Consider the following 23,267-nt stretch of genomic DNA (forward strand, 5'->3'; position numbering starts at 1 on the left):
CTTGTATCCCCGCGAAGGCGGGGACCCAGACTGGGCACCCGCCTTCGCGGGTGAACACGACAGAAGGGCGGCCCTGGGCTTGTGTTCTAGCTCCTCTGATGATGCACGCCGAGCTCCCCCCACCCACCACCACCCCGGCGAAGGCCGGGGCCCAATTGGAAAGGTGCCAATAACGAAGCGCCACCCTCAGTTCGCTCGGTCCCCCAATTGGACCCCGGCCTCCGCCGGGGAGGTGGTCTGATAGCCAGGGAGGAAACCAATAGCCGGGTAAGTGGCCGATAGCCGGCGCAGCAACCTCTTAGGGCGCCCCCCCCTCAAACCCCTGTCCTACACACCCAAACCCTGCTCCCCTCCCCCAATGCCCCCCCCACCCCCAACGAACCGCAAAAACCGCTCCCAGCGCCTGCACTTCCTATACTTCACTCCACCGCACGCCCGACCGCACGACCATTGCCCCCCCGCCCCCAATCGACGATACCCCGTAATATGAAGCGCTTCGTAGCCGCCGCAGCCACCGCCCTCCTCCTCGGGACGACGCCCCTCCAAGCCCAGTCGATCCTCCGCGACGCCGAGACCGAAACCATGTTCGCGGAGATGTCGAACCCGCTGATCAAGGCGGCCGGGCTCTCGACGCGCGATGTGAAGGTCGTCCTCATCAACGACGACTCGATCAACGCGTTCGTCGCCGGCGGCCAGACCGTCTACGTCCACTCAGGGCTCATCCAAGCCGCCGACAACGCCAACGAAGTCCAGGGCGTCATCGCGCACGAGCTCGGCCACATCGCCGACGGCCATGTCGTCCTCGCTGACCGCGGCACCAAGCCGGCAATGGGCATGTACCTGCTCTCGATGGTCCTCGGCCTCGCCGCGATGGCGGCCGGCAGCGGCGAGGCAGGCGCAGGCATCATGGCGGCGGGCCAGCAGGCGGCGATGGGCAGCTACCTCTCGTTCAGCCGAGTCCAGGAATCGACCGCCGACGCGACCGGCGCGAAATTCCTGCGCGAGGCCAACGTCTCCGGCCGCGGCATGCTCAGCTTCTTCAAGAAATTGCAGCAGCAGGAATACCGCTTCGGCACCGCCAACATCGATCCGTTCATGCAGTCGCACCCGCTCTCGGGCGAACGCGTCGCCACCCTCACCGCCGACCTGCAAGCCTCGCCCGCCTGGGCCAACAAACCCGACGCCGCGCTCGAAGAACGCTTCCGCCGTGTAAAGGCCAAGCTCGCCGGCTACGTCATGCCCGCCGACCAGACGCTGCAGGCCTTCCCGCCCAGCAACCAGTCGATCTACGCGCACTACGCCCGCGCCTACGCGTATCACAAAGCCGGCTACCCCGAGAAAGCCGACGCCGAAGCCAACGCGCTGGTAAAGGCCGAGCCGACCGACCCGTATTTCCTCGAGATCAAGGGGCAGATCCTGCTCGAGGCGGGCAAGCCGACCGAATCGCTGGTCCCCCTGCGCGAAGCCACGGAAGGCTCGCGCAACAACCCGCTGATCGCCACCACCTTCGGCCACGCGCTGATCGCGACCGAGAACAAGGCGAACTACCCCGAGGCGACTCGCGTGTTGCGCACCGCGGTAGGTCGCGACGACCAGAACCCGTTCGCCTGGATGCAGCTCGGCACCGTCTACGAACTGACCGGCGATACCGCGCGCGCCGCGCTCGCCACCGCCGAGCGCGCCAGCATGGGCGGCGACATGCGGACCGCGTCGGCGAGCGCGCAATATGCGCTCGCGAACATCCCGGCGAACACCACCGACTGGATCCGCGCACAGGATATCGCGATGGCCGCGCAGAACGAGATGGACGACAACCCGAAGCAGTATAAGCGCCGCAAATGAGCAAACTTACATTCCCGGCAATTGCCGTCGCGGGCGCCGTCATCGGAGGCCTCGCGGTCTGGGGCTATGACCGCCAGGGTGGCGGCGTCGAGCGCGCGCAGGTCGAATCGATCGTCCACGACTATGTCCTGGCGCACCCCGAGATCCTCCCCGAGGCGATGGAGAAACTGCGCGACCGCGAGTCCGGCAAGACCGTCACCGCCAACCGCGACGCGATCGTCACCCCGTTCGGCAGCGCCTGGGCCGGCAACCCCAAGGGCGACGTCACGCTCGTCGAGTATTTCGATTACAATTGCGGATATTGCCGCGCGAGCCTGCCGATGATCGCCAAGCTAATCGCCGCCGACCCGAAAGTCCGCGTCGTCTTCCGCGAACTCCCGATCCTCAGCGCCGAAAGCCGCATCGCCGCCCGCGCCAGCCTGGCGGCCGCGCAACAGGGCAAGTTCGCCACCTTCCACGACGCGCTCTACGCCGGCGGCCCCGTCAGCGACGCCTCGATCGCCGCCGCTGCGGGCAAGGCCGGGGTAGACACCACGCAGGCGAACTTCACCAAGACCGCCGACGCCGAGATCGCCAAGAACATGGAAACCGCCGCCAAACTCGGCATGACCGGCACGCCAAGCTGGGTAGTCGGCGACCGCGTGTTGTCGGGTGCGTTGCCGCTAGAAGACCTCCAGAAAGCCGTAGCAGCCGCCCGCGCCGGTTGACGCCCCCTCCTTGTTTCCCCGCGAAGGCGGGGACCCAGTCTGGGGTCCCGCCTTCGCGGGAGAACAAGAAGAGGAGGGAAGACCTATCATTCACGTCCCGCCACCCCCATCTTCCCCTCACAAAAAGGGGTGCCAATGACCGAACCGATCCTGTCCATCGCGGGCGTCACCAAGACCTACAAGAGCGGCACCACGGCCCTCCACCCCGTCGACCTCGACATCCAGAAAGGCGAGATCTTCGCCCTCCTCGGCCCCAACGGCGCCGGCAAGACGACGCTCATCAGCATCATCTGCGGCATCGTCACGCCGTCCGCCGGCACGATCAAGGTCGCCGGCTACGACGCGATCCGCGACTATAAGCAGGCGCGCAGTCGGATCGGACTAGTGCCGCAGGAACTCAACGTCGACATGTTCGAGACGGTGCTCGCCACCGTCACCTTCAGCCGCCGCCTGTTCGGCCGCTCGGGCCACAGCGCATACATCGAACAGGTGCTCCGCGACCTCTCGCTCTGGGACAAGCGCGACGCGAAGATCCGCGAACTCTCCGGTGGGATGAAGCGCCGCGTGCTGATTGCGAAAGCCCTCGCGCACGAACCCGAAATCCTGTTCCTCGACGAACCCACCGCGGGCGTCGACGTGGCGCTGCGCCGCGACATGTGGAAGCTCGTCCACCGCCTGCGCGAAGGCGGCACGACGATCATCCTGACAACGCACTACATCGAGGAAGCCGAGGAAATGGCCGACCGCGTCGGCGTCATCGACAAGGGCAAGCTGCTCCTCGTCGACGACAAGGCGTCGCTGATGAAGAAGCTCGGCAAGCGCGAACTCGACATCGCGCTCCAGGACCCGATGACGGCGCTTCCCGCGGACCTTGCCGACTGGGATGTGTCACTGGAAGACGACGGCAAACGCCTCCGCTACGTGTTCGACGCACAGGCGGACCACACCGGCATCCCCTCGCTGCTACGCAAGCTCAGCGAGCTCGGCATCGGCTTCAAGGACCTCGAAACCAGCAAATCGAGCCTCGAAGACATCTTTGTCGACCTGGTGGGGGAACGCGCATGAACACTCACGGTATTTGGGCGATCTACCGCTTCGAAATGGCGCGCGCATTGCGCACCCTGTGGCAGAGCCTCGTCACGCCCGTTCTCACCACCTCGCTGTATTTCATCGTCTTCGGCGGCGCGATCGGCAGCCGGATGCAGCAGGTCGGCGGCGTCGGTTACGGCAGCTTCATCGTCCCCGGCCTGATCATGCTGTCGCTGCTCACGCAGAGCATTTCGAACGCATCGATCGGCATCTACTTTCCCAAGTTCACCGGCACGATCTACGAGCTGTTGTCGGCGCCCGTGTCGGCGATGGAGATGGTGATCGGCTATGTCGGCGCCGCGACCACCAAGTCGGTGATCCTCGGGCTGATCATCCTCGCCACCGCGTCGTTCTTCGTGCCGCTGCGGATCGAGCACCCGTTCGCGATGATCGCGTTCCTGATCCTGACCGCGGTCGCGTTCAGCCTGTTCGGGTTCATCATCGGCGTGTGGGCCAACGGCTTCGAGCAGCTGAATTTCGTTCCCGCGCTGCTGATCACGCCGCTGACCTTCCTCGGCGGTGCGTTCTACTCGATCGACATGCTGCCCCAGCCGTGGCGGACGTTCAGCTTGTTCAACCCGGTCGTCTACCTGGTGAGCGGCTTCCGCTGGAGCTTCTTCGGGGTCGGCGACGTCGCGGTCGGTGTGAGCCTCGCGGTGACGGCCGGCTTCCTCGCGGCATGCCTGATCGCGATCGCCTGGATCTTCAAGACCGGCTGGCGGATGAAGAACTAACCGAAGAACCATGTTTCCCCGCGAAGGCGGGGACCCAGTCTGGGCTCCCGCTTTCGCGGGAGAACAAGCTTCTTACCGCATTACCGGCAACGTCACCCGCGAGCCCGCACAAACCTTCTGCGTCGCCTTCACGTAATCGCTCGGTTTCGTCCGCCCGATGTTCGGCACGAACGACTGCGGGTTGCGGTCGATCATCGGGAACCAACTCGACTGGATCTGCACCATGATCCGGTGCCCCGCCTTGAACACATGGTCATGGTCGCGCAGCGGCACGTCCCACGCGACCACCTTGCCCGGCACCAACGGCTGCGGCGTCGTATCGCTCGCGAGGAACCGTCCGCGCCGCACCTCCATCGCAATCGGCAACTGATACCCGTTCAACGTCTTCGCGTAATCGCCAGGCCGGGCCTGAGACTTGTCGAACGCCTCGGTATCGTCGGGCAGCACATCGATCAGCTTCACCACGAAATCGCTGTCCGTCCCGCTGGTCGACGCCTGCAACGTCGCCGACAGTCCTCCCGTCACGGTCAGGTCGGCAGTCAGAGGCTCCGACACATATCCCAGCACATCGGGCCGGTGATCGACGAAGCGCTGGTCGTCCGCCTCCCACCACGCCCAGTCCGGGCTGGCATAGGTCGCCGACATCGGTCGCCGGCGGAACGGCACCGGGTTCGCCGGATCGGACACGTAATCGCGACACCCCTCGCCCGCCGCCGGCGCGGTGAACGACAGGCTGCCGTCCGCATGCAAATACAGCTCGGTCGCCTTCGCACCAGTCGGAGGCCAGGCAGCATAGGTCTTCCAAACGTTCGAGCCCGACTGGAACATCTTCGCCGCAAAGTCCGGCCGCGGCCCTTTGCCGTGCAGCCAGTATGCGAAAAACGGCGCCTGGATCTGCTCCTGAAACTGCGTGCCACTCGCCGTGCCAAGCGGGATCGGCCCGAGATGATCCGCCACGCCCTGCCACCCGCCGTGCCGCCACGGCCCCGCCACCATCTGCGCCAGATGGTTCGGATCGTTGCGTTTTTGCTTGGCGTAGATCTGCCACGAGCCCCATGGATCCTCCTGATCCCAGAACCCGGCGACGTTCAGCGTCGGCACCGTCGTCTTGCCGAGCGAATCGGTCCAGCGTTGCGCAGTATAGAACGCATCATGATTGGGATGATCGAGCAGCGACGTGAACATCGGCACCCGCCCCTTGAACACGGTCCGGTCGATCGCCTCCGCCGAGCCAGCCTTGAGGAAATAGTTGTAGGTATCGCTCGGATACACGAAGTCGGAATTCTTCGTCTTGTCGAGTTGCAACGACGACACCCAGTCGGTCGCATAGCTCAACCGCAGCGCGCCGTTGCGGTGGAGATCGTCCGACTGCCAGTAATCGATCCACGCCGCCTGCGGAGACACCGCCTTCAGCGCGGGATGCGGATTCGCCAGCGCGACGGCGGCGGCGAAACCGGGGTACGACACGCCCCACATGCCGACCTTGCCGTTGTTGGCAGGAACGTTCTTCACCAGCCAGCCGACGGTGTCGTACGCATCCGTCGCCTCATCGACCGCTTTAGGATCACCCGGGTGGACTGCGGTTGAGAGCGTGAATACGCCATCCGACTTGAATCGCCCGCGCATCGATTGGACAACGAAGACATAGCCGTCCTTCATCAACGGCGCGAAGCGATCGGCGGTGGGAAACGGCGCATCCGGCACGCCGTAGGGCGTTCGCTGGAGCAGGATCGGCAGCGGCCCGGTCATCCCGCGCGGCCGCATGATGACCGTCTGCAACTTCGCCCCGTCGCGCATTGGCACCATCACCTCTTCGAACGTGAAAGGCGACTGGGTAACGGTTTGCGGCGCGGTCTGCGCGAGCGTGGCGGCAGGGACCGTGGTCATGACCGCGAGCGCGAGCAGGAGGGCGTGGCGCGACATTTTCTTCCCCTTGAACGTTTGCGCGATTGGACAAATCCACACGCGCGAAGTCAAGCCGCGCGCCACGCTCCGGTCAGTATCGGCCGCAATACCAGCGAGTTGAGATCGATCAGCGCGTGCAGGACCATCGCCAGCCACAGCTCCCCGGTCATCAGATACACTGCCGCCATCAGCGCGCCGACGAGCGTGGTCGCGATCACGCCCGCCCGCCCCTGATACACATGCATCGCGCCGAAAGCCGCGACCGCGACACCGAACGCGACGAACGCGCTACCGGAGACGAGCGCGACCAGCAGCGGCAGGAACAGGCGGAAGGCGAGCTCCTCTGAGATGCCCGCCGCGATCGACATGGCGACGGCGTGCGCGATCTCAGGCCGGTTGCGCGGGAGCAGCGAGCCGACATTGCCGATCGTCTTGAGGATACGCCAGTTACGCCGCGTCGCAAGCACCGCGCCGATGATCAGGCCACCGAGCGCGCTGCCGCCGATCATCCCGAGCAGTTCCGCGCGGCTGTAGCCTTCGAAGCTGGGAAGGAGCGTGCGGAGCGCAGCGAACTCGGGCGGCACGGTGACGAGCGCGTCGAGGCGCCCCAGCAAGGCTAGGCCGATCACTGCCGGCAGGACGAAGGCGATCGCGGCCTTGGCGATCCACAGGCGGTAGGTCTTCTGGCGCGACGCGGTGTCGGGGAGGCGCTTGATACGGCGGTAGCCGAGGAGGTCGCCCTTGAGGAACCAGACCAGGCTCATGATCGTGACGAGGAGGAGGACGTTGGGCAGGATCATGCCGACACTTCGCTCCTCCTGCGTTCCACCGCTCGGCCTTTATGTTCTCCCGCAAAGGCGGGAGCCCAGTCTGGGTCCCCGCCTTCGCGGGGACACATGGTGGTTTGTTCACCACCCTCACCCGGCGCTCCACCCCGGCGAAGGCCGGGGCCCAGTTGGGGGACGTTGCTGATTACGGACAACGCTCCGTTACTCCGACCTTCCCACCTGGGCCCCGGCCTCCGCCGGGGAGGTGCTGAGCTGCTGGTCAGCGCAGTATCGAATCAATCGGTGCGATGCTCGCCCTTGACCCAACGCACCGTCCCCGACGACGCGCGCATCACAACGCTCTCCGTCGTCATCTTGCCCTTCTTCCGCTTCACGCCAGCCAGGAGCGACCCATCCGTAACCCCGGTCGCCGCAAAGATGCAGTCGCCCTTCGCCAGTTCCGAAAGGTCATACTGCTTGTCGAGATCCGTAATCCCCCACTTCGCCGCACGCCCGCGCTCGTCGTCGTTGCGGAACAACAACCGTCCCTTGAACTGCCCACCGACGCAGCGCAGCGCCGCACACGCCAGCACGCCCTCGGGAGCACCACCCGAACCCATGTACACGTCGACGGTCGTCTCGGGATCGGACGTCGCGATCACGCCGGCGACGTCGCCGTCACCGATCAGCATGATCCCGCAGCCGACCTGACGCAGTTCGGCGATCAGCGCCTCGTGACGCGGCCGATCGAGCACGCACACGATCAGGTCGCGCGCCGGCACGCCCTTGGCAGCGGCGACCGCGTTGATGTTCTCGGTCGGCGTCTTGTCGAGATCGATGATGCCCTCGGGATAACCCGGCCCGACCGCGATCTTGTCCATGTAGACGTCGGGCGCGTTGAGCAGCCCACCCTCTTCAGCGATCGCCAGCACGGCAAGGCTGTTCGGCCCCGCGGTCGCGCAGATCGTCGTGCCTTCGAGCGGATCGAGCGCGATGTCGATCTTCGGGCCCTTGCCGATCGCGGAGCCGACCTTTTCGCCGATGAACAGCATCGGCGCCTCGTCGCGCTCGCCCTCGCCGATCACGACGGTGCCGTCCATGTACAGCGAGTTGAGCGCCTCGCGCATCGCCTCGACCGCCGCTGCATCGGCTGCCTTCTCGTCGCCGCGCCCGACGAGCGTGGACGCGGCGATCGCCGCAGCTTCGGTCACGCGGACCATTTCGAGGACGAGAACGCGGTCGAGAACCTGGCTGGCGGCAGCGGTCAAAATATTTCTCCTCGGTATGTTTCATCCCGGATAGGCAGCGGCCATCCGGTTGTCGACCCGATCAGTCCCTCAGCAGGTCGTTGATCGAGGTTTTGGAACGAGTTTGCGCATCGACACGCTTGACGATCACCGCGCAGTACAAGGCCGGCTTGCCGTCCCCGCCACCGATCGAGCCCGGCACGACGACGGAATAGGGCGGCACTTCGCCCTTGAACACTTCGCCGGTCGCGCGGTCGATGATCTTGGTCGAGGCGCCCAGATACACGCCCATCGACAGCACTGCACCCTCGCCGACGCGGACGCCCTCGGCCACTTCCGCACGCGCGCCGATGAAGGCGCCATCGCCGATGATGACGGGGTCGGCCTGCAACGGCTCGAGCACGCCACCGATCCCGGCGCCGCCCGACAGATGCACGTTCTTGCCGATCTGCGCGCACGACCCGACCGTCGCCCAGGCGTCGACCATCGTCCCCTCGCCGACATACGCGCCGATGTTGACGAAGCTCGGCATCAGGATCGCACCCTTGGCGATGAAGCTCCCGCGGCGAGCGACCGCACCGGGAACGACGCGGATGCCCGCCGAACGGAACTCCGCTTCACCCCAGCTCGAGAACTTCGACGGCACCTTGTCGAACCCCGGGGACCCCGCCGAACCGCCGTCGATCACGACATTGTCGTTGAGGCGAAACGACAGCAGCACCGCCTTCTTCAACCACTGGTTGACCTGCCAGCCATCCGCGGTCGGCTCGGCAACGCGCGCGGTGCCGGCATCCAGCATCGCCAGCGCGGACTCGACGGCGTCGCGCACTTCGCCCTTGGTATCCAGGCCGAGGTTGGCGCGATCGTCCCAGGCGGCGTCGATGATGGTCTGCAAGGTCATGATGTCTCCAGGATGGTTTCGAGCCACGGCGCAAGCACCGGCACGGTAAAATCGATGTGATCGCGCGCCGCATCGGGCGACTGCTCGGAGCCGTTGTCGATCCACACGGTGGTCATCCCGATCGCCTTGGCCGGCGTCAGGTTGCGCGCCATGTCGTCCGCGAACAGCGACTCCCGCGGATCGATGTCGAACGCCGCGCAGAACCCGGCATAGGCCGACGCATGCGGCTTCGGCATCAAGTTCATCGCATGGATGTCGTGGATCGCCTCGAAGCTCTCGCTCAGCCCGAGCCGCTCCAGGATCCGCGTCGCATACGGCGTATCGCCATTGGTGAAGACGAGCTTGCGCCCCGGCAGCTTGGCGATCGCGGCGACCAGCGGTGCGTCATGCTCGATCACGTCCATCTCGATGTCGTGGACATGCGCCAGGAACGCATGCGGATCGACCTGATGCTCGGCCATCAGCCCCGACAGCGTCGTGCCGTGATTGTGGAAATACCCCTTTTGCACGCGCCGCGCCTCGTCATGCTCCAACCCGAGGAGGTCCTGGATGAACCCGGTCATCCGCGCATCGACCTGCGCGAACAGGTCCGCGCTCGCCGGGTACAGCGTGTTGTCGAGATCGAAGATCCAGTTGCGGACATGGTCGAGGCGGGGGTCAAGGCGGGCAAGCATCGGCCGGAACCTCTACGGACCGCGACACGCGGCGACAAGCGGGGTGCGACACTGCCGACCTTCAGGACCGATGTTTACGATCGCGTAAGGCTTTGCATTCCAGTATGTTACGGAAAATCACAAAAGGGCGGGATGAATGCGCGGCACGAAGGCGGGGCTGCTGAGAACGGCGGCGGTGGCAAGTGGCCTGCTCCTCGCCGCCTGTGGAGGCGGCGGCGGTGGTGGCATCAACAGCACGCCGGCCCCTCCCACGGTTTCCACCCCGACGCCGACACCGCTTCCGACACCAGCGCCCTCCCCTGCTCCGACTCCCGCGCCGACCCCGACCCCGACACCGTCCAGCAACGACACCAGCGAATATCGTGCGACCGTCGGCGCGGTCTCGATGAACGCGCTGGCCGCCTACAATGTCGGCGCGACCGGCAGGGGGATCGGCGTTGGCGTGATCGACAGCGGCATCGACCTGCAAAGCCAGGAGTTCGGCACCCGCGTTTCGTCCGCCTCGCAGGACGTCGCCGGCAATAGCTCGATTGACGACGAAGGCGGCCACGGCACCGCGGTCGCCTTCACGCTGGCGGGCCGTAGGAATGGCGCGGGCTCGCACGGCGTGGCGTTCGACGCAACGCTGATCGTCCTCCGCGCCGACCGCCCCGGTACTTGCGCCACCGCGAGCAAGGACGACGACGATTCGGGCTGCAAGTTCGGCACCGACGCGATCACCCGCGGGGTCGATGCGGCCCGCACGGCCGGTGCGAAGGTCGTCAACATCTCGCTCGGCGGCTCCGAGATGCCGCAGAGCTTGAAGGATGCGATCGGCCGCGCGACTGCTGCCGGGCTGGTCGTCGTAATCGCCGCGGGCAATGACGGTTCGGTCAACCCCGATCCGTTCACCAACGTCGCTGGCGAAGCGCAGGGCCGCAACCAGGTGATCATCGCCGGCTCGGTCGGCGCGAGCGACGGAATCTCCACCTTCAGCGACCGCGCGGGCACCGGCGCCGCGCACTTCCTCACCGCGGTCGGCGAAAGCGTCCGTGCGCCCGACGCGACCGACACCGCCTATCTCTGGTCGGGCACGTCGTTCGCCGCGCCGCAGATTTCCGGCGCGGTGGCGTTGCTGGCGCAGGCCTTCCCCAACCTGACCGGCGCGCAGATCGTCGACATCCTGTTTCGCAGCGCGCGCGATGCCGGCGCGCCCGGAGTCGACGCGGTCTACGGTAATGGCGTGCTCGACCTGACGCGCGCATTCCAGCCCCTCGGCACGACCTCGATCGCGGGATCGAAAGCGGTCGTGTCTACGATCAGCAACGCCAGCCTGTCCGCGCCGATGGGCGACGCAACCCAAGGCGAACTCGGCGCGGTGATCCTCGACGGCTACAGCCGCGCGTTCGCGATCGACCTCGCCAAGACGATCGCGCGCCGCAGCCCCGAACGCTCGCTCGGCAGCGCGCTCCAGTCACGATTCCGCACGGTCGCTTTGGCGCAGGGCGGCATGACCGTCTCGATGACGCTCGCACCGCGCGCGAACGGCGACATCGCGCTCGATCGCACCTCGTTGTCGAGCTCCGACGCGATCAGCGCGCGCGCGATCGCCGGGATGGTGACGCAGAAGCTCGGCAGCACGCTGTCGTTCGGGTTCGGCTTCGCACAAGGATCGAGCGCGCTCAGTGCGCAGTTGTCGGGCCAGTCCGAACCCGCCTTCCTGATCGCCAACCCCGGCGGCATAGGCTTCGACAGCACCACGCGGGCATCGAGCGCGATGCGGCAGAGCTTCGGCGGGTTCGGCTTCACCTTCGGAATCGAGAATGGCGACGTCGTGACGCAGCGTGACAGCGACCTTCGCCTGCGCGACCGCTGGCAACGCTCGGGCTACAATCGCGTCTCGCTTGCAGTCGACCGACGCTTCGGCGCGCTCTCGACGATGGTCGCCGCGACGCGGATGGACGAGCGCGACACCGTCCTCGGCGCGCGCTTCGACGCAGCCCTCGGCGGGACGCGCGCCGCAACGTGGTTCGTGGACACCAAGGCGCGGTTCGATGCGGGGAGCGGCTGGAGCATCGGCGGATCGATGCGCCAGGGCCGAACCCGCGCGGCGGTACGCGGCGGTCTCAGCGGCGACGGCCTCGTCCGCACTAACGCCTTCGCGGCAGACATCGGCAAGGACGGTGTGTTCGGCCATGACACGCTCGGCCTCCGCGTCGCGCAACCGTTGCGGGTCGCGCGCGGCGGCATCGACCTCGGCCTCCCGACCTATTACGATTACACGTCCGGTACCGTCACCAACTGGACCACCCAACGCCTCAACCTCGCCCCGCAAGGCCGCGAACTCGACGTAGAACTACGCTACGGCGTCCCCGCCCTCGGCGGCGGCCTGGATACGAACCTGTTCTTCCGCCGCGACCCGGGCAATTTCGCGGCGTTGCCGAACGATTACGGCATGGCGATGCGCTACAGCCTGGGCTTCTGAGGAAAGCAGCGGCGATCCTCCCCCGCCAGGGGGAGGTGGCTGGCGCTTGCCAGACGGAGGGGGAGGAAAGGGAAACCTCTGCTCCGTGTCCTCCCCCTCCGTCGCCTTCGGCGCCACCTCCCCCTTGCGGGGGAGGATTATAGGTCAATTCATCAAAAAGCTGGATAAGCTACCGCTCGGTACCTATCTCTGCCGCATGACACGCTATTCCCTGCTCGATCTGGTCCCCGTCATCGAAGGCGGCACCGTCTCCCAATCGCTCGCCAACGCGGCCGACCTCGCGCGGCACGCCGAGAGCGTCGGGTTCCAGCGCTACTGGGTCGCCGAACATCACGGCATGACCGGCATCGCGTCGGCCGCGACCGCCGTCGTGATCGCGCACATCGCCGCCGCCACGAAGACCATCCGCGTAGGCTCGGGCGGCATCATGCTCCCCAACCACGCTCCGCTGGTGATCGCCGAGCAGTTCGGCACGCTCGACGCGCTCTTCCCAGGCCGCATCGATCTCGGCCTCGGCCGCGCACCCGGTTCCGACCAACGCGTCGCGCGCGCGATGCGCCGCACGCTGGAAACCGACGCCAACGCCTTCCCGCAGGACGTGATGGAGCTGCAAAGCTACTTCGCCAACGACGGCCAGACCGGCATCGTCGCGACCCCGGGCGCAGGCGCGGACGTCGAGATGTGGATCCTTGGCTCCAGCACGTTCGGCGCGCAGTTGGCGGCCGCGCTTGGCCTCCCCTACGCGTTCGCCTCGCACTTCGCCCCCGATGCGCTCGATGCCGCGCTCGCAATCTACCGCCGCGATTTCCGCCCCTCGGCACGCCTCGCCAAGCCCCACGTCATGGCCGGCTTCAACGTCTTCGCAGCCGACACCGATGCGGAAGCCGAACTGCTCGCCACCTCGCAGCAGCAGTCGTTCGTTGCACTGCGCACCGGCAACCCCGGAAAGATGAAGCCCCCCCTCGCCGGCTACCGCGAGTCGCTCGGCGCGCAGGGCAACCAGATCCTCGACCACGTCCTGCAATGCTCGGCGGTCGGCAGCCCGGCCAAGGTCGCCCGCGGCATCGCGGCGTTCGTCGAGCGGACCGGCGTCGACGAGGTCATGGTGACCAGCGCGATCTACGACCACGAAGCCCGCAAGCGGAGCCTCTCGATCACCGCCGACGTGATGCAGGACTTGAAGATCGCGGCATAAGGCTGGGCTAGTGGTCACGGACTGAACGCGGATCGACGCCGCGTTCAGTCCGCTCAGTCGCCGCCGGCTTCGACATACTCGAAATAGCTGAAATCGGCCGGTTCACCTGCGCCCGACATATCCTGGCAGGCCACCCCGACAAAGGCACCGGTGAAGTTGGGCAGGCCCGGCAGGGTCGCCTCGTCCGACAGGATACTCGCGTTGAACCGTTCGGCTAGCCAGGTCCACGCGCTCGATCCCGCACACCGGTATCCGAAGCGAAGGCTTTCGTGATCCACCTCGACCCGCAGTCCGATCGGTCCCGCGTCGATCGCGATCGGCTGGGTGATCACGCTGCTGCCGAGCGGGGTCGGGATCGCCGACAGTACCTGCAGCACGCGCCGGCCATCGTCGTCGGCGGTGACGTGCAGATAATGGAACTTCGTCGAATTATAGTAGCAGACCAGCCCCGCCGCCTGCTGGAAGTGACGCGGTTCGAACGTCACGAGCGTCTCGGCGGCGTAGGCGAACGCCTGCTGCCGGCGCGCGACCAGCGACTGCGTGAAGTGGCTGCCGATCGTCTCGCGGCCGTAGAGGCGCAGATAACCGGGCCGCGCGGTCAGGCTGAACAACCGGTCGGCATCCGGAGTACGCAGCCACTGGAAAGCCTCGGGCAACGTCGCGGTATCGAACACGCTGCGCTCGCGTCGCGGTTCGGGCGCGGCTGACGCCGTGCCATCCTCCACGACCAGCGCGGGACTCGCGTCGCCGTCAAGCGTCCGCAGCCAGCCATCCTCGCCCCATCGCATCGGTTGGATCGCGGTCTCGCGGCCCAACACGCACCGATCACTGACGGGCAGCGGCCGCCCGCATAGATACACCATCCAGGTTTCGCCGGTCGGCGTCTCGACCAGATCGCCGTGCCCTGTCCGCTGCAACTGTACGCCCTGCTTGCCCGCCGCGGTCAGTACCGGGCCATCCGGATGCACCTCATACGGGCCGAACAGCGACCGTGCCCGCGCCATCACGACGGCATGGTTGCGCTCGGTGCCGCCTTCCGCGACCAGCAGGTGATACCAGTCGTCGCGCTTGTAGAGGTGCGGGCCCTCGGTGAAGCCAAGCGACGTGCCCTCGAAGATCATGCGACGGTCGCCGAGCATGTCGCCCGTCGCGAGGTCGATCTCCTGCGCGACGATCCCGGCAAAGCGACGCCCGCCCGGCCGGTGGTCCCACAGCATGTTGAGCAGCCAGCTCCGCCCGTCATCGTCGTGGAACAGCGCCGGGTCGAAGCCGCTGCTGTTGAGATGGACGGGATCGGACCACGGCCCGTCGATATGCTCCGCCGTGACCCAGTAATTATGGAAATCGCGCAGCGACGCCCCGCGCGCACCGTCGATCGTGGTCTGGCCGTAGCGCTTCACGTCGGTGTAGATCAGGTGGAACCGGCCGTTCGCATGGCTCAGGTCCGGCGCCCATACTCCGCACGAATCCGGGTTGCCGCGCATGTCCAGCTGGCTCGCGCGGTTGAGCGGCCGCGCTGCCAGCCGCCAGTTCGCGAGGTCGCGCGAATGGTGGATCTGGACGCCCGGATACCATTCGAAGGTCGAGGTTGCGACGTAATAATCGTCGCCGACGCGGACGATCGACGGGTCCGGATTGAAGCCGGGAAGGATCGGGTTGCGAATAGTCATGCGGGCTTTCGTATCAGGACCCAGAGGAGTGCGGCGCCGACCAGGTCGAGCAGTCCGAGCAGAATGAAGAACGGCTGGTAGCCGACCTCCGCGACCATCGAGCCGAGCACCAGCGTGAAGATCAGGACGCCGAGATTGGCGGCGGTGCCCGACATACCCGTCGCGGTCGCGACCTGGTCCTGCGGGAACAGGTCCGACGACAGCGTGATGACCGTCACCGACAGCGTCTGGTGCGCAAAGCCGCCAAGGCACAGCAGTGCGATCGCCGCGATCGGGCTGGTCACCGTGCCGACGAACATCATCCCCGTCATCAGCACCGCACCCACCGTGAAGGCGCCACGCCGCGCATCGATCAGGTCGACCCCGCGCCGTTGCAGCCACGCCACCACGATCGGCCCGAACAAGCATCCGAGGTCCGCCGCCAGGAACGGCAGCCACGCGAACATCGCGATCTGGCCGAGATCGAAATGGCGCACCTGCACGAGGTATAGCGGCATCCAGAACGACAGCATGCCCCACACCGGATCGGCGAGGAACCGCGCCGCCGCGATCGCCCACAGGTTACGACGCCGCAGCAGTTCGCCGAGCGGCGGACGCTTGCGATGCGTGGCGAGCGATGCCTCCTGTCCTTCGACGATCAGCGTGCGTTCCGCCGGCGACAGTCGACGATGTTTTGCGGGCGGCGCATACCAGAACAGCCAGGCGATCACCCACACCAGCCCGAGCGCGCCGGCGATGAAGAAGGCCGCCCGCCAGCTATGGTTGAGCACCGCCCAGGCCACCAGCGGCGGCGCGAACACCGCGCCGAACGAGGCTCCGATCTGATAGATGCCGCCCGCGACGCCGCGCTCGCGGGCCGGAAACCATTCGGCGACCAGCTTCATACCCGCCGGCTGCGCCGATCCCTCGACCAACCCCAGCGCGCCGCGCAGGCCGGCAAACCCCATCCAGCCCGTCGCCAGTCCATGCGCCATCGTGATCAGCGACCAGATCGCGACGAACAGCGTGAAGCCGATCTTCAGCCCTACGACGTCGAGCACATAGCCGGCGAGCGGCTGGAACATGATGCCGATCTGGAATGCGCCGGTGATCCAGGAATATTCGGCGGCGCTGATATGCTGCTCGGCCATGATCGCCGGCGCCGCGACGCCGAGCACGCTGCGCGCGAGATAGTTGATGACCATCGCCACCACGAACAGGCCGATGATGGTCCAGCGGATATTCCTGAAGCGCCGCACCCTCACCCCCTCGGTAACGTTATCATCGCGTGGTAGCCGCCGACGCTCGTCTTAGGCAAGCATTGCTGCTGCAAAAACGCGTCGAAATGCGGTCGAGAGCAACTGTAGCCACGCGCGGCGCGGTCGCGGTCCGGCTCAGTGCGCCGCCGCGATCGGCAATTCGTAGATCGCCGCGGAGATCGCCGGTACCATCACGGTGCGTGTCTCCGCCACCTTGCTTTCGACGATCGTCACGCCATTCGGGGACGCAATGGTGTTCGCCGCCTCCACCGTCTTGCCGGTCATGACCCAGCGCCTGCCGCCGCCGCGCAGCCTCATGCCGGAAAGCGCAAGGTTCAGTCGCTGCGGCTGGAACGTCGCGTTCACCACTGCGAGGCGCAGTTTGGTGCCGTCCGGCGACAGTCCCGCGATCACGTCGAGCGGATAGGTCGGGCTGCCCGCGCGCACCTTGGGATGCGCATGGCCGACCGGATACTTCGGCTCTGGTTGCGGTACATCGCCATCGACTTTCAGCGGAACCGTCCCGGCGCCGAAATGCTCGCCGTACAGTTTGAACACGGTGCCAGTGGCGTTGAGGGTCGCGGCGGATGGCGAGATGTCCATCGTCGACACGCCGGTCGTGAACGCCGACATCGTCAGGAAATCGGTGTGGCGGAGCATCTCCTGGAATACCATCGCATAAGCCAGCGAGGATTTCAGCGTCGGCGGCCCCGCCATGTACGCGTATTCGTCGATCGACAGGAACGTCTTGGCAGCGCGGATCTTGGGGAACTTCGTCTCGTAGATCGCCCATTCCTCCGCTTCCATGCGGACATGGTTCGAGGGCGAACGGACGAACTCGATAAGCTCGTCGGCGGCCGGCGCTTCGGGTCGCTTCTCCGCGCGATCATACCAATGCTCGGTGATGCCGTCGAAATTACCCCATGCCTTGGCGAAGAAGCCGCCGGTCCAGTCCTCCTCGGTACCGAACTTCGCCTGGATGCTCTCGATCGACGAGTTCTGTTGCACGCCCTTCGGATGCAACTGGTCGGGCATCGCGCCCGATGCGATCAGCGTTATCGAAGGGTCCTTCGCGCGCATCGCCTTCGCGAATTCGTTGTGCTTGATCATGAAGTAATCGAGCGAGGTCTTGCCGATCTGCCACCAGCCGAACGGTTCGTTGCCGATGTTCCACCATTTGACGCGATATGGCTCGGGATGACCGTTCGCCGCCCGCTTGGCGCCCCATTCGGAGGTCGCCGCACCGTTGAGATATTCGACTTCCTCCGCCGCCGAGTTCGCATCGCCCAGCCCGGCATTGACCGTAACATAGGGTTCGACGCCCAGGATACGCGTCAGGTCCATCCATTCGTCCATGCCGAGATCGTTCGGCTGCATCGCGCTCCAGGCGTGATCGAACATCGGCGGGCGTGCATCGCGGGGCCCGATCGCCTCGTGCCAGTCCCAGTCGGACAGGAAGTTTCCGCCAGGCAGGCGCCAGAAGCCCGAGTTCAGCGACTTCGCGATCGCGGTCGTATCCGCACGCCAGCCATTGACGTTGTCCGCCGGCATCAGCGACACCACGCCGACCCGAAAAACGGCCGTACCGGTGGAGTGGCCGGTGCCAGTGATCTCCAGCCGCGCATCGGTCGCCGCCGCGGTCGGCGTGAACGCAAAGCTGGCCTCGCTCCAGTCCGCGCCCGGGGTCGGCAACGACACGACCTGCCGGTCCTGCGGTCGATCGCCCCAGACCAACGTCACCGACACCGACACGCCTGGCTCGCCACTCAGCCTGAGCTTGCCGACATACCGCCGGTCGCGGACGACCTCGATCCCGCTTTGGCCGATGCCGGTGACATGGTCGGGGGACACTGCGATCCGCGCGCTCTGCGTGCCGACGTACGGATGCTGCGTGTCCATCTTGACGGCCGCGTCGCCGCCGATCGGGCGCCATTTGCGGTAGACGACACCGGGCCGCCCTTCGGCATTGACCGGTGGCGGCGCGTCGCTCGCCGCAGGACCTATCGGGTAATAGAATTTGCGGTCGTCGAGCATCTCTGCCCACAGCGTCCGCGCGACGAGTCCGCCGATCGGTTCGATAAACATGCCGTATTCATAGGGTGTGACGGCCGCAGATCGCGCCGTTGCGTCGATCCGGACGGCAACAGGCTGAGCCTGTTGCGCCTCGGCCGAGACGAAAACCGTGGCTTGACCCGCAAACAGGACAAACGCTGCGACGACCGGTTTCATCGACCTCTCCCCTTTTGTGCGTGCTCGCCATTCCGGCGATGATCGCGACGCGCCGGTTCGATTCCGACGTCGCAGCGCATTTCCAGATAGATTACGCAGACTAATGATAACGTCAACATGGACGTTCGGCGTGTCGGCATACTCTGGTCGAGATCCGACCAACTTGCATCGCGGGGCCAAAGGTCTAGGTCGCTTCGACGTGTATGGTTCGTATTGAGGGGCTCGACGTGACGGTCGTCGGGCGGGGTTGAAGGGATCGGTGTGAAGGAACGCGCTCGGCGCTCGCGCAGCCCGACGATCATCGATGTCGCCGCGCAGGCCGGGGTATCGCCGATGACCGTGTCGCGCGTCATCAACGGCCGCGCCAGCGTCGATCCGACCACCCGCGCCAGCGTCCAGGATGCGATCGACGCACTGGGCTACACGCCGAACCTCGCCGCGCGCAGCCTGGTCACGTCCACCGAACTCAAGATCGGCGTGATCTACGCCAACCCGAGCGCCGCGTTCATGAGCGATTTCCTCACCGGCGTGTTCGAGGAGGCCTCGATCCGCGGCGCACGGCTGATCCTGCTGAAGGGCGAGGACGGTCGTCCGCCGAGCCCCGCCGCGCTGGAAAATCTGGTCGCAACGGGCATCTCCGGCATGATCTGCGCGCCGCCGTTAAGCGAATCCGCGGCGGTCCTCGACGTGTTGCGCAAGGCGCGCGTGCCGGTGGCGGCGGTCGGCGCGCACGATGTCGACAACGTGATCTGCGTCCGTATCGACGATCGCCTCGCCGCGTACGAGATGACGCGCGAGCTGATCGCGATGGGTCATCGCCGGCTCGGGTTCGTCGTCGGCAACCCCGACCAGGTCGCCAGTGTCAAGCGGCTCGACGGCTTCTATGCCGCGGTGCGCGAACATCCGGGCGTTCGTGCGACGATCGCGCAGGGCGATTTCAGCTTTGCCTCGGGACTCGCCGCCGGCGACCAGTTGCTCCAGGCCGATCCGCCCCCCACCGCGATCTTCGCCAGCAACGACGACATGGCCGCCGCCGTCGTGTCGGTCGCGCATCGGCGACAGCTCGATGTACCCCGCGAACTGACGGTCGTCGGGTTCGACGATACCACCGCCGCCGTGATGCTGTGGCCGCCGCTGACCACGGTACATCAGCCGGTCCGCCGACTCGCCGCGGAAGCGCTCGGCCTTCTGGTCGCGGAGATCGCCACGCCGCCGAGAACACCCGCCAAGCGCGCCGACCGGGTGCTGGACCACGAAATCGTCAAGCGACAGTCCACGTCGCCGCCACAGGACGACGCCACGCCTTAACGCCATCCGCCGTTTCTGCGGACGTCGACGACCTCACTCCACGCCACCGATAGTATGAGTATTGACTCCTCAACGATGTCGACGCATTGTTGCGTGGTAACGTTATCAAACAGCAACATCGAGTTGCGGGATGACGTGGCAGGAACGCTGGTAAATCGGCGCGCCGAAAAAGGGGGTAGGATGCAATGGTTTCCAGAATCACGACTCTGTCGGCTCACGTCCGCGCCAGCGTTTGGGCGCAAGAGACATCGCGTTTAACAACAGCGGCACGATCGGTTTCTACCGTTTCCAGTCCGACTACACGGCAACGGCGCACCCTCATCGCCGGATCGAGCAGCATCGCCGCGCTCATCCTCTCGCTATACGCAGCGCCGTCTTTCGCGCAGGCCGCCCCAGCGCAAACCACGGACACCGCCGCCGCCCCAGAGCCGGTCGCCGAGACGCCCAAGGCCGCCGAACCCGAGGCCGTCAGAACCGCCGACATCATCGTCACCGGCTCCCGGATCCAGTCGAGCGGCTTTACCGCCCCGACGCCGACCACGGTCATCAGCGAAGCCGATATCCAGAACAACGCGCAGCCCAACGTCTTCACGACGATCGCGCAGCTGCCGTCGTTGCAGGGATCGAGCGGCTCGACGACCAACACGTTCAGCACGTCGAGCGGCCAGCAGGGCCTGAGTTCGTTCTCGCTCCGCGGCCTGGGCACGATCCGCACGCTCACCCTGGTCGACGGCCAGCGTGTCGTCGGCGCCTATTATACCGGCGTCACCGACGTCAGCCTGCTCCCGCAATTGCTGATCAAGCGAGTCGACATCGTCAACGGCGGCGCGTCGGCGTCCTATGGATCGGACGCGGTCGGCGGCGTCGTCAACTTCATCACCGACACGCATTTCCAGGGCTTCAAGGGCAACGTCCAGGGCGGCATCACCAACTACGGCGACGACGGCCAGGGGCTGGTCCAGCTTGCCGCGGGACGGAGCTACCTGAACGATCGACTGCACCTCGTCGTCAGCGGCGAATATGCCAAGGAAGCAGGTGTCGGCCCCGGCGATTTCGGCACCGACCTCGCCGGTGGTCGCGACTGGTTCACGCAGACGACGATGATCAACCGCAACGTAGTCGACGACGGATCGCCGCAATACGTCCTGCGCGATTTCGCCCAGCCGTATAACTTCACGAAATACGGCCTCATCACCGCCGGTCCGCTGCAGGGCACGGCGTTCGACCAGAGCGGCCGCCCCTTCCAGTTCCAATATGGCTCGAACGGCGTGCCGGCCCGCGACAATTCCGGCGCGGTCCGAGGCTGCCTGCCCGGCTTCTGCGTCGGCGGCGACCTGTCGGGGAACATCGATACCGGCCGCACCTTGCAGTCGGCGATCCAGCGCCTCGATAGCTATGGGCGTATCGGCTATGATTTCGCGACCGACAACGAAGTCTATGTCAGCGTCAATGTCGGCCAGGTGAAGACTCATAACCAGCCGACCAACGGCGCCAACCGACCCGGCCTAAGGCTGCAGTGCGCGAACCCGTTCGTCCCGGCCTCGATCCAGGCGGCGTGCGCGACCGCGGGGATCACGGACTTCCAGTTCGGCGCCAGCGTCGCGATCCTGCCGAACACCATCGTTCATACCGATCGCCGCCAATACCGTGTCGTAGGTGGCCTGAAGGGCAAGTTCGATCTCGGTGGTTCGCCCTGGACCTATGACGCCTATTACGAGCGCGGCATCACCGATACCGCGATCGACGTCGACGACATCGTCCTCACGCCGCATTTCAACCAGGCGATCCAGGCGATCACGCTCAACGGCGCCATAGTCTGCGCCAATCCGGTCGCGCGCGCCAATGGCTGTATCCCGCTCAATATCATCGGCGGCGCGACGCCATCGGAGTCGGCACGCCGCTACGTCCAGCCCGAGAACGGTCCGATCCAGCGCCTCCACTTGACGCAGGACGTCGCGAGCCTCGCCTTCTCCGGCACCCCCGTCGAACTCTGGGCGGGTCCCCTGTCGGTCGCGTTCGGCGGTGAATATCGCAAGGAATTCTACAAGGTCCGCGCCGATGCATACGGCGCCGGCGTCTCCGCGCTCAGTCCCTATACCAGCGAATACCCCGCCGACCCGACGCTGCTAACCGCGGGCAACAACTGGTATGCCGGCAACTACAAGAACGGCACCGGCGCCTACGACGTCAAGGAAGCGTTCCTCGAGCTCGACGTCCCACTCTTCAAGTCGGACATGATGGGCAGGGCCAACGTCAACGGCGCGGCACGCATCACCGACTACAGCACGTCGGGCCGGGTCTGGACGTGGAAGATCGGCGGGACATGGGAGACGCCGCTCAACGGACTTCGCCTGCGCGGCGTCACCTCGCGCGACGTTCGCGCACCCAATCTGTCCGAGCTGTTCGCCGCACCGGTGACGACCACGCTGCCGAACTTTCTCGACCCTGCGCGCAACGTCAACGTCGTGGCCATCCAGAACGCGATCGGCAACCCGGCACTCACGCCCGAGATCGCGCGAAATACGGAGGTCGGCGCGGTATACGCCAACCCGTCCTGGCTGCCGGGGTTCAGCGCTTCGGTCGATTACTATAATATCAAGGTCACCGACGTGATCTCCAGCCTCGGCGCGGCCCAGATCGTCGACCTGTGCTTCCGCAACATCCTGCCCGAAACGTGCAGCGCGTATAATTTGAACAACACCGCCGGCCCCAATTTCATCAACACGCAGGCGTTCAACCTCGCCTCGATCAAGACCGACGGCTTCGATATCGAGGCAAGCTATCGGTGGCGGCGCCCGCTCGGTGTGGACGGGACGTTCACGCTCCGCGGCCTGGCGACGCACATCCGGAAGTTCGTCACGGATACCGGCCTGCCGGGGACGATTCCGACCGACGGCGCCGGCGTCAACCTCGGCGCCACCCCGCGCTGGAAGTTGCTCGCGGTCCAGGCATTCAGCAACGACCGCTTCAGCCTGACGGTACAGGAACGCTGGTTCAGCGACGGCAATTACGGCAACCAGTACGTCGTCTGCGCGCCCGGAACCTGCCCCAAATCGACCACGACCGCGCCGACGATCGACCGCAACTTCATGCCCGGCGCCTTCTATCTCGACGTCGGCGGAACGTATACCATCACCAAACAGGTGTCCGGGTATTTCAAGGTCGACAACGTCTTCGATCACGACCCGGCCGCCTCGCCGCAGAGCGCTAACCCGGCGTTGTACGACATCGTCGGGCGCATCTACCGTGTCGGCGTCCGCTTCTCGTTCTGACGCCCCCCGCCTACCAATACGGAGA

16 protein-coding genes are annotated in these 23,267 nt (G+C 66.1%); 8 read left to right on the forward strand and 8 right to left on the reverse strand.

The annotated features are described in order from the left end of the window. Positions 1 to 486 precede the first annotated feature (486 nt). The 4 genes from AC59GX_RS07470 (at position 487) to AC59GX_RS07485 (ending at position 4,372) form a co-directional block, all read left to right on the forward strand. Positions 487 to 1,842, forward strand: coding sequence for a M48 family metalloprotease (locus tag AC59GX_RS07470; protein ID WP_426279717.1), 1,356 nt, complete (start codon positions 487 to 489; stop codon positions 1,840 to 1,842). Then, positions 1,839 to 2,549, forward strand: a complete 711-nt coding sequence (locus tag AC59GX_RS07475) for a DsbA family protein (protein ID WP_426279718.1) — start codon at positions 1,839 to 1,841, stop codon at positions 2,547 to 2,549. Before AC59GX_RS07470 ends, AC59GX_RS07475 begins: the two co-directional genes overlap by 4 nt. 135 nt (positions 2,550 to 2,684) lie before the next feature. Beyond that, on the forward strand, positions 2,685 to 3,614 hold the full coding sequence (locus tag AC59GX_RS07480; RefSeq protein ID WP_497301406.1) for an ABC transporter ATP-binding protein: 930 nt from the start codon (positions 2,685 to 2,687) through the stop codon (positions 3,612 to 3,614). Then, positions 3,611 to 4,372 carry an ABC transporter permease gene (locus tag AC59GX_RS07485; RefSeq protein ID WP_060526780.1) on the forward strand — a complete coding sequence of 254 codons (762 nt, stop codon included), beginning with the start codon at positions 3,611 to 3,613 and terminating at the stop codon, positions 4,370 to 4,372. Before AC59GX_RS07480 ends, AC59GX_RS07485 begins: the two co-directional genes overlap by 4 nt. Before the next feature lie 72 nt (positions 4,373 to 4,444). Here AC59GX_RS07485 and AC59GX_RS07490 read toward each other — a convergent pair whose 3' ends face one another. The 5 genes from AC59GX_RS07490 to AC59GX_RS07510 form a co-directional block, all read right to left on the reverse strand. Then, positions 4,445 to 6,295 carry a CocE/NonD family hydrolase gene (locus AC59GX_RS07490; RefSeq protein WP_426279720.1) on the reverse strand — a complete coding sequence of 617 codons (1,851 nt, stop codon included), beginning with the start codon at positions 6,293 to 6,295 and terminating at the stop codon, positions 4,445 to 4,447. 50 nt (positions 6,296 to 6,345) lie between these two features. Further along, the gene (locus AC59GX_RS07495; RefSeq protein WP_426279721.1) at positions 6,346 to 7,077 is read right to left on the reverse strand and encodes a CPBP family intramembrane glutamic endopeptidase; all 732 of its coding nucleotides are present in this window, start codon (positions 7,075 to 7,077) and stop codon (positions 6,346 to 6,348) included. A 263-nt stretch (positions 7,078 to 7,340) separates the two neighbouring features. Further along, complete coding sequence (gene glpX, locus AC59GX_RS07500) at positions 7,341 to 8,312, reverse strand: class II fructose-bisphosphatase (protein ID WP_056065803.1); 972 nt, start codon at positions 8,310 to 8,312, stop codon at positions 7,341 to 7,343. A gap of 61 nt (positions 8,313 to 8,373) precedes the next feature. Then, the gene (dapD, locus tag AC59GX_RS07505) at positions 8,374 to 9,192 is read right to left on the reverse strand and encodes a 2,3,4,5-tetrahydropyridine-2,6-dicarboxylate N-succinyltransferase (protein ID WP_093398760.1); all 819 of its coding nucleotides are present in this window, start codon (positions 9,190 to 9,192) and stop codon (positions 8,374 to 8,376) included. Further along, the gene (locus AC59GX_RS07510; RefSeq protein WP_426279722.1) at positions 9,189 to 9,866 is read right to left on the reverse strand and encodes a pyrimidine 5'-nucleotidase; all 678 of its coding nucleotides are present in this window, start codon (positions 9,864 to 9,866) and stop codon (positions 9,189 to 9,191) included. The genes dapD and AC59GX_RS07510 overlap by 4 nt, the downstream gene beginning before the upstream one ends. Before the next feature lie 136 nt (positions 9,867 to 10,002). On the opposite strand from AC59GX_RS07510, the gene AC59GX_RS07515 reads away from it, so the two are divergent. Together AC59GX_RS07515 and AC59GX_RS07520 are read left to right on the forward strand one after the other, a co-directional pair. Continuing rightward, positions 10,003 to 12,330, forward strand: a complete 2,328-nt coding sequence (locus AC59GX_RS07515) for a S8 family peptidase (protein WP_426279723.1) — start codon at positions 10,003 to 10,005, stop codon at positions 12,328 to 12,330. Between the two features lie 196 nt (positions 12,331 to 12,526). Beyond that, the gene (locus AC59GX_RS07520) at positions 12,527 to 13,525 is read left to right on the forward strand and encodes an LLM class flavin-dependent oxidoreductase (protein WP_426279724.1); all 999 of its coding nucleotides are present in this window, start codon (positions 12,527 to 12,529) and stop codon (positions 13,523 to 13,525) included. 53 nt (positions 13,526 to 13,578) lie between these two features. On the opposite strand, the gene AC59GX_RS07525 is transcribed toward AC59GX_RS07520, so the two are convergent. The 3 genes from AC59GX_RS07525 to AC59GX_RS07535 form a co-directional block, all read right to left on the reverse strand. Continuing rightward, a complete protein-coding gene (locus tag AC59GX_RS07525; protein WP_497301408.1) occupies positions 13,579 to 15,195 on the reverse strand; it encodes a glycoside hydrolase family 43 protein in 1,617 nt (538 codons plus the stop codon). Then, positions 15,192 to 16,433, reverse strand: a complete 1,242-nt coding sequence (locus tag AC59GX_RS07530; RefSeq protein ID WP_244187058.1) for an MFS transporter — start codon at positions 16,431 to 16,433, stop codon at positions 15,192 to 15,194. Before AC59GX_RS07530 ends, AC59GX_RS07525 begins: the two co-directional genes overlap by 4 nt. 135 nt (positions 16,434 to 16,568) lie before the next feature. After that, the gene (locus AC59GX_RS07535; protein ID WP_497301410.1) at positions 16,569 to 18,662 is read right to left on the reverse strand and encodes an alpha-L-arabinofuranosidase family protein; all 2,094 of its coding nucleotides are present in this window, start codon (positions 18,660 to 18,662) and stop codon (positions 16,569 to 16,571) included. A 261-nt stretch (positions 18,663 to 18,923) separates the two neighbouring features. Between AC59GX_RS07535 and AC59GX_RS07540 the strand changes: the two genes are divergently transcribed. Together AC59GX_RS07540 and AC59GX_RS07545 are read left to right on the forward strand one after the other, a co-directional pair. Beyond that, entirely contained in the window at positions 18,924 to 19,970 is a 1,047-nt protein-coding gene (locus AC59GX_RS07540) for a LacI family DNA-binding transcriptional regulator (RefSeq protein ID WP_497301411.1), read from the forward strand. Positions 19,971 to 20,155: 185 nt separating this feature from the next. Beyond that, positions 20,156 to 23,242, forward strand: a complete 3,087-nt coding sequence (locus AC59GX_RS07545) for a TonB-dependent receptor plug domain-containing protein (RefSeq protein ID WP_497301413.1) — start codon at positions 20,156 to 20,158, stop codon at positions 23,240 to 23,242. Positions 23,243 to 23,267: the final 25 nt, after the last annotated feature.

It is taken from the genome of Sphingomonas sp. 320_CC, from assembly GCF_059691795.1.

Bases quoted from the DNA above. Each gene is read 5' to 3' on its own strand.
- AC59GX_RS07470 (WP_426279717.1), top strand. From the start codon at position 487: ATGAAGCGCTTCGTAGCCGCCGCAGCCACCGCCCTCCTCCTCGGGACG.
- AC59GX_RS07475 (WP_426279718.1), top strand. From the start codon at position 1,839: ATGAGCAAACTTACATTCCCGGCAATTGCCGTCGCGGGCGCCGTCATC.
- AC59GX_RS07480 (WP_497301406.1), top strand. From the start codon at position 2,685: ATGACCGAACCGATCCTGTCCATCGCGGGCGTCACCAAGACCTACAAG.
- AC59GX_RS07485 (WP_060526780.1), top strand. From the start codon at position 3,611: ATGAACACTCACGGTATTTGGGCGATCTACCGCTTCGAAATGGCGCGC.
- AC59GX_RS07490 (WP_426279720.1), bottom strand. From the start codon at position 6,295: ATGTCGCGCCACGCCCTCCTGCTCGCGCTCGCGGTCATGACCACGGTC.
- AC59GX_RS07495 (WP_426279721.1), bottom strand. From the start codon at position 7,077: ATGATCCTGCCCAACGTCCTCCTCCTCGTCACGATCATGAGCCTGGTC.
- dapD (WP_093398760.1), bottom strand. From the start codon at position 9,192: ATGACCTTGCAGACCATCATCGACGCCGCCTGGGACGATCGCGCCAAC.
- AC59GX_RS07510 (WP_426279722.1), bottom strand. From the start codon at position 9,866: ATGCTTGCCCGCCTTGACCCCCGCCTCGACCATGTCCGCAACTGGATC.
- AC59GX_RS07515 (WP_426279723.1), top strand. From the start codon at position 10,003: ATGCGCGGCACGAAGGCGGGGCTGCTGAGAACGGCGGCGGTGGCAAGT.
- AC59GX_RS07520 (WP_426279724.1), top strand. From the start codon at position 12,527: ATGACACGCTATTCCCTGCTCGATCTGGTCCCCGTCATCGAAGGCGGC.
- AC59GX_RS07525 (WP_497301408.1), bottom strand. From the start codon at position 15,195: ATGACTATTCGCAACCCGATCCTTCCCGGCTTCAATCCGGACCCGTCG.
- AC59GX_RS07535 (WP_497301410.1), bottom strand. From the start codon at position 18,662: ATGAAACCGGTCGTCGCAGCGTTTGTCCTGTTTGCGGGTCAAGCCACG.
- AC59GX_RS07545 (WP_497301413.1), top strand. From the start codon at position 20,156: ATGGTTTCCAGAATCACGACTCTGTCGGCTCACGTCCGCGCCAGCGTT.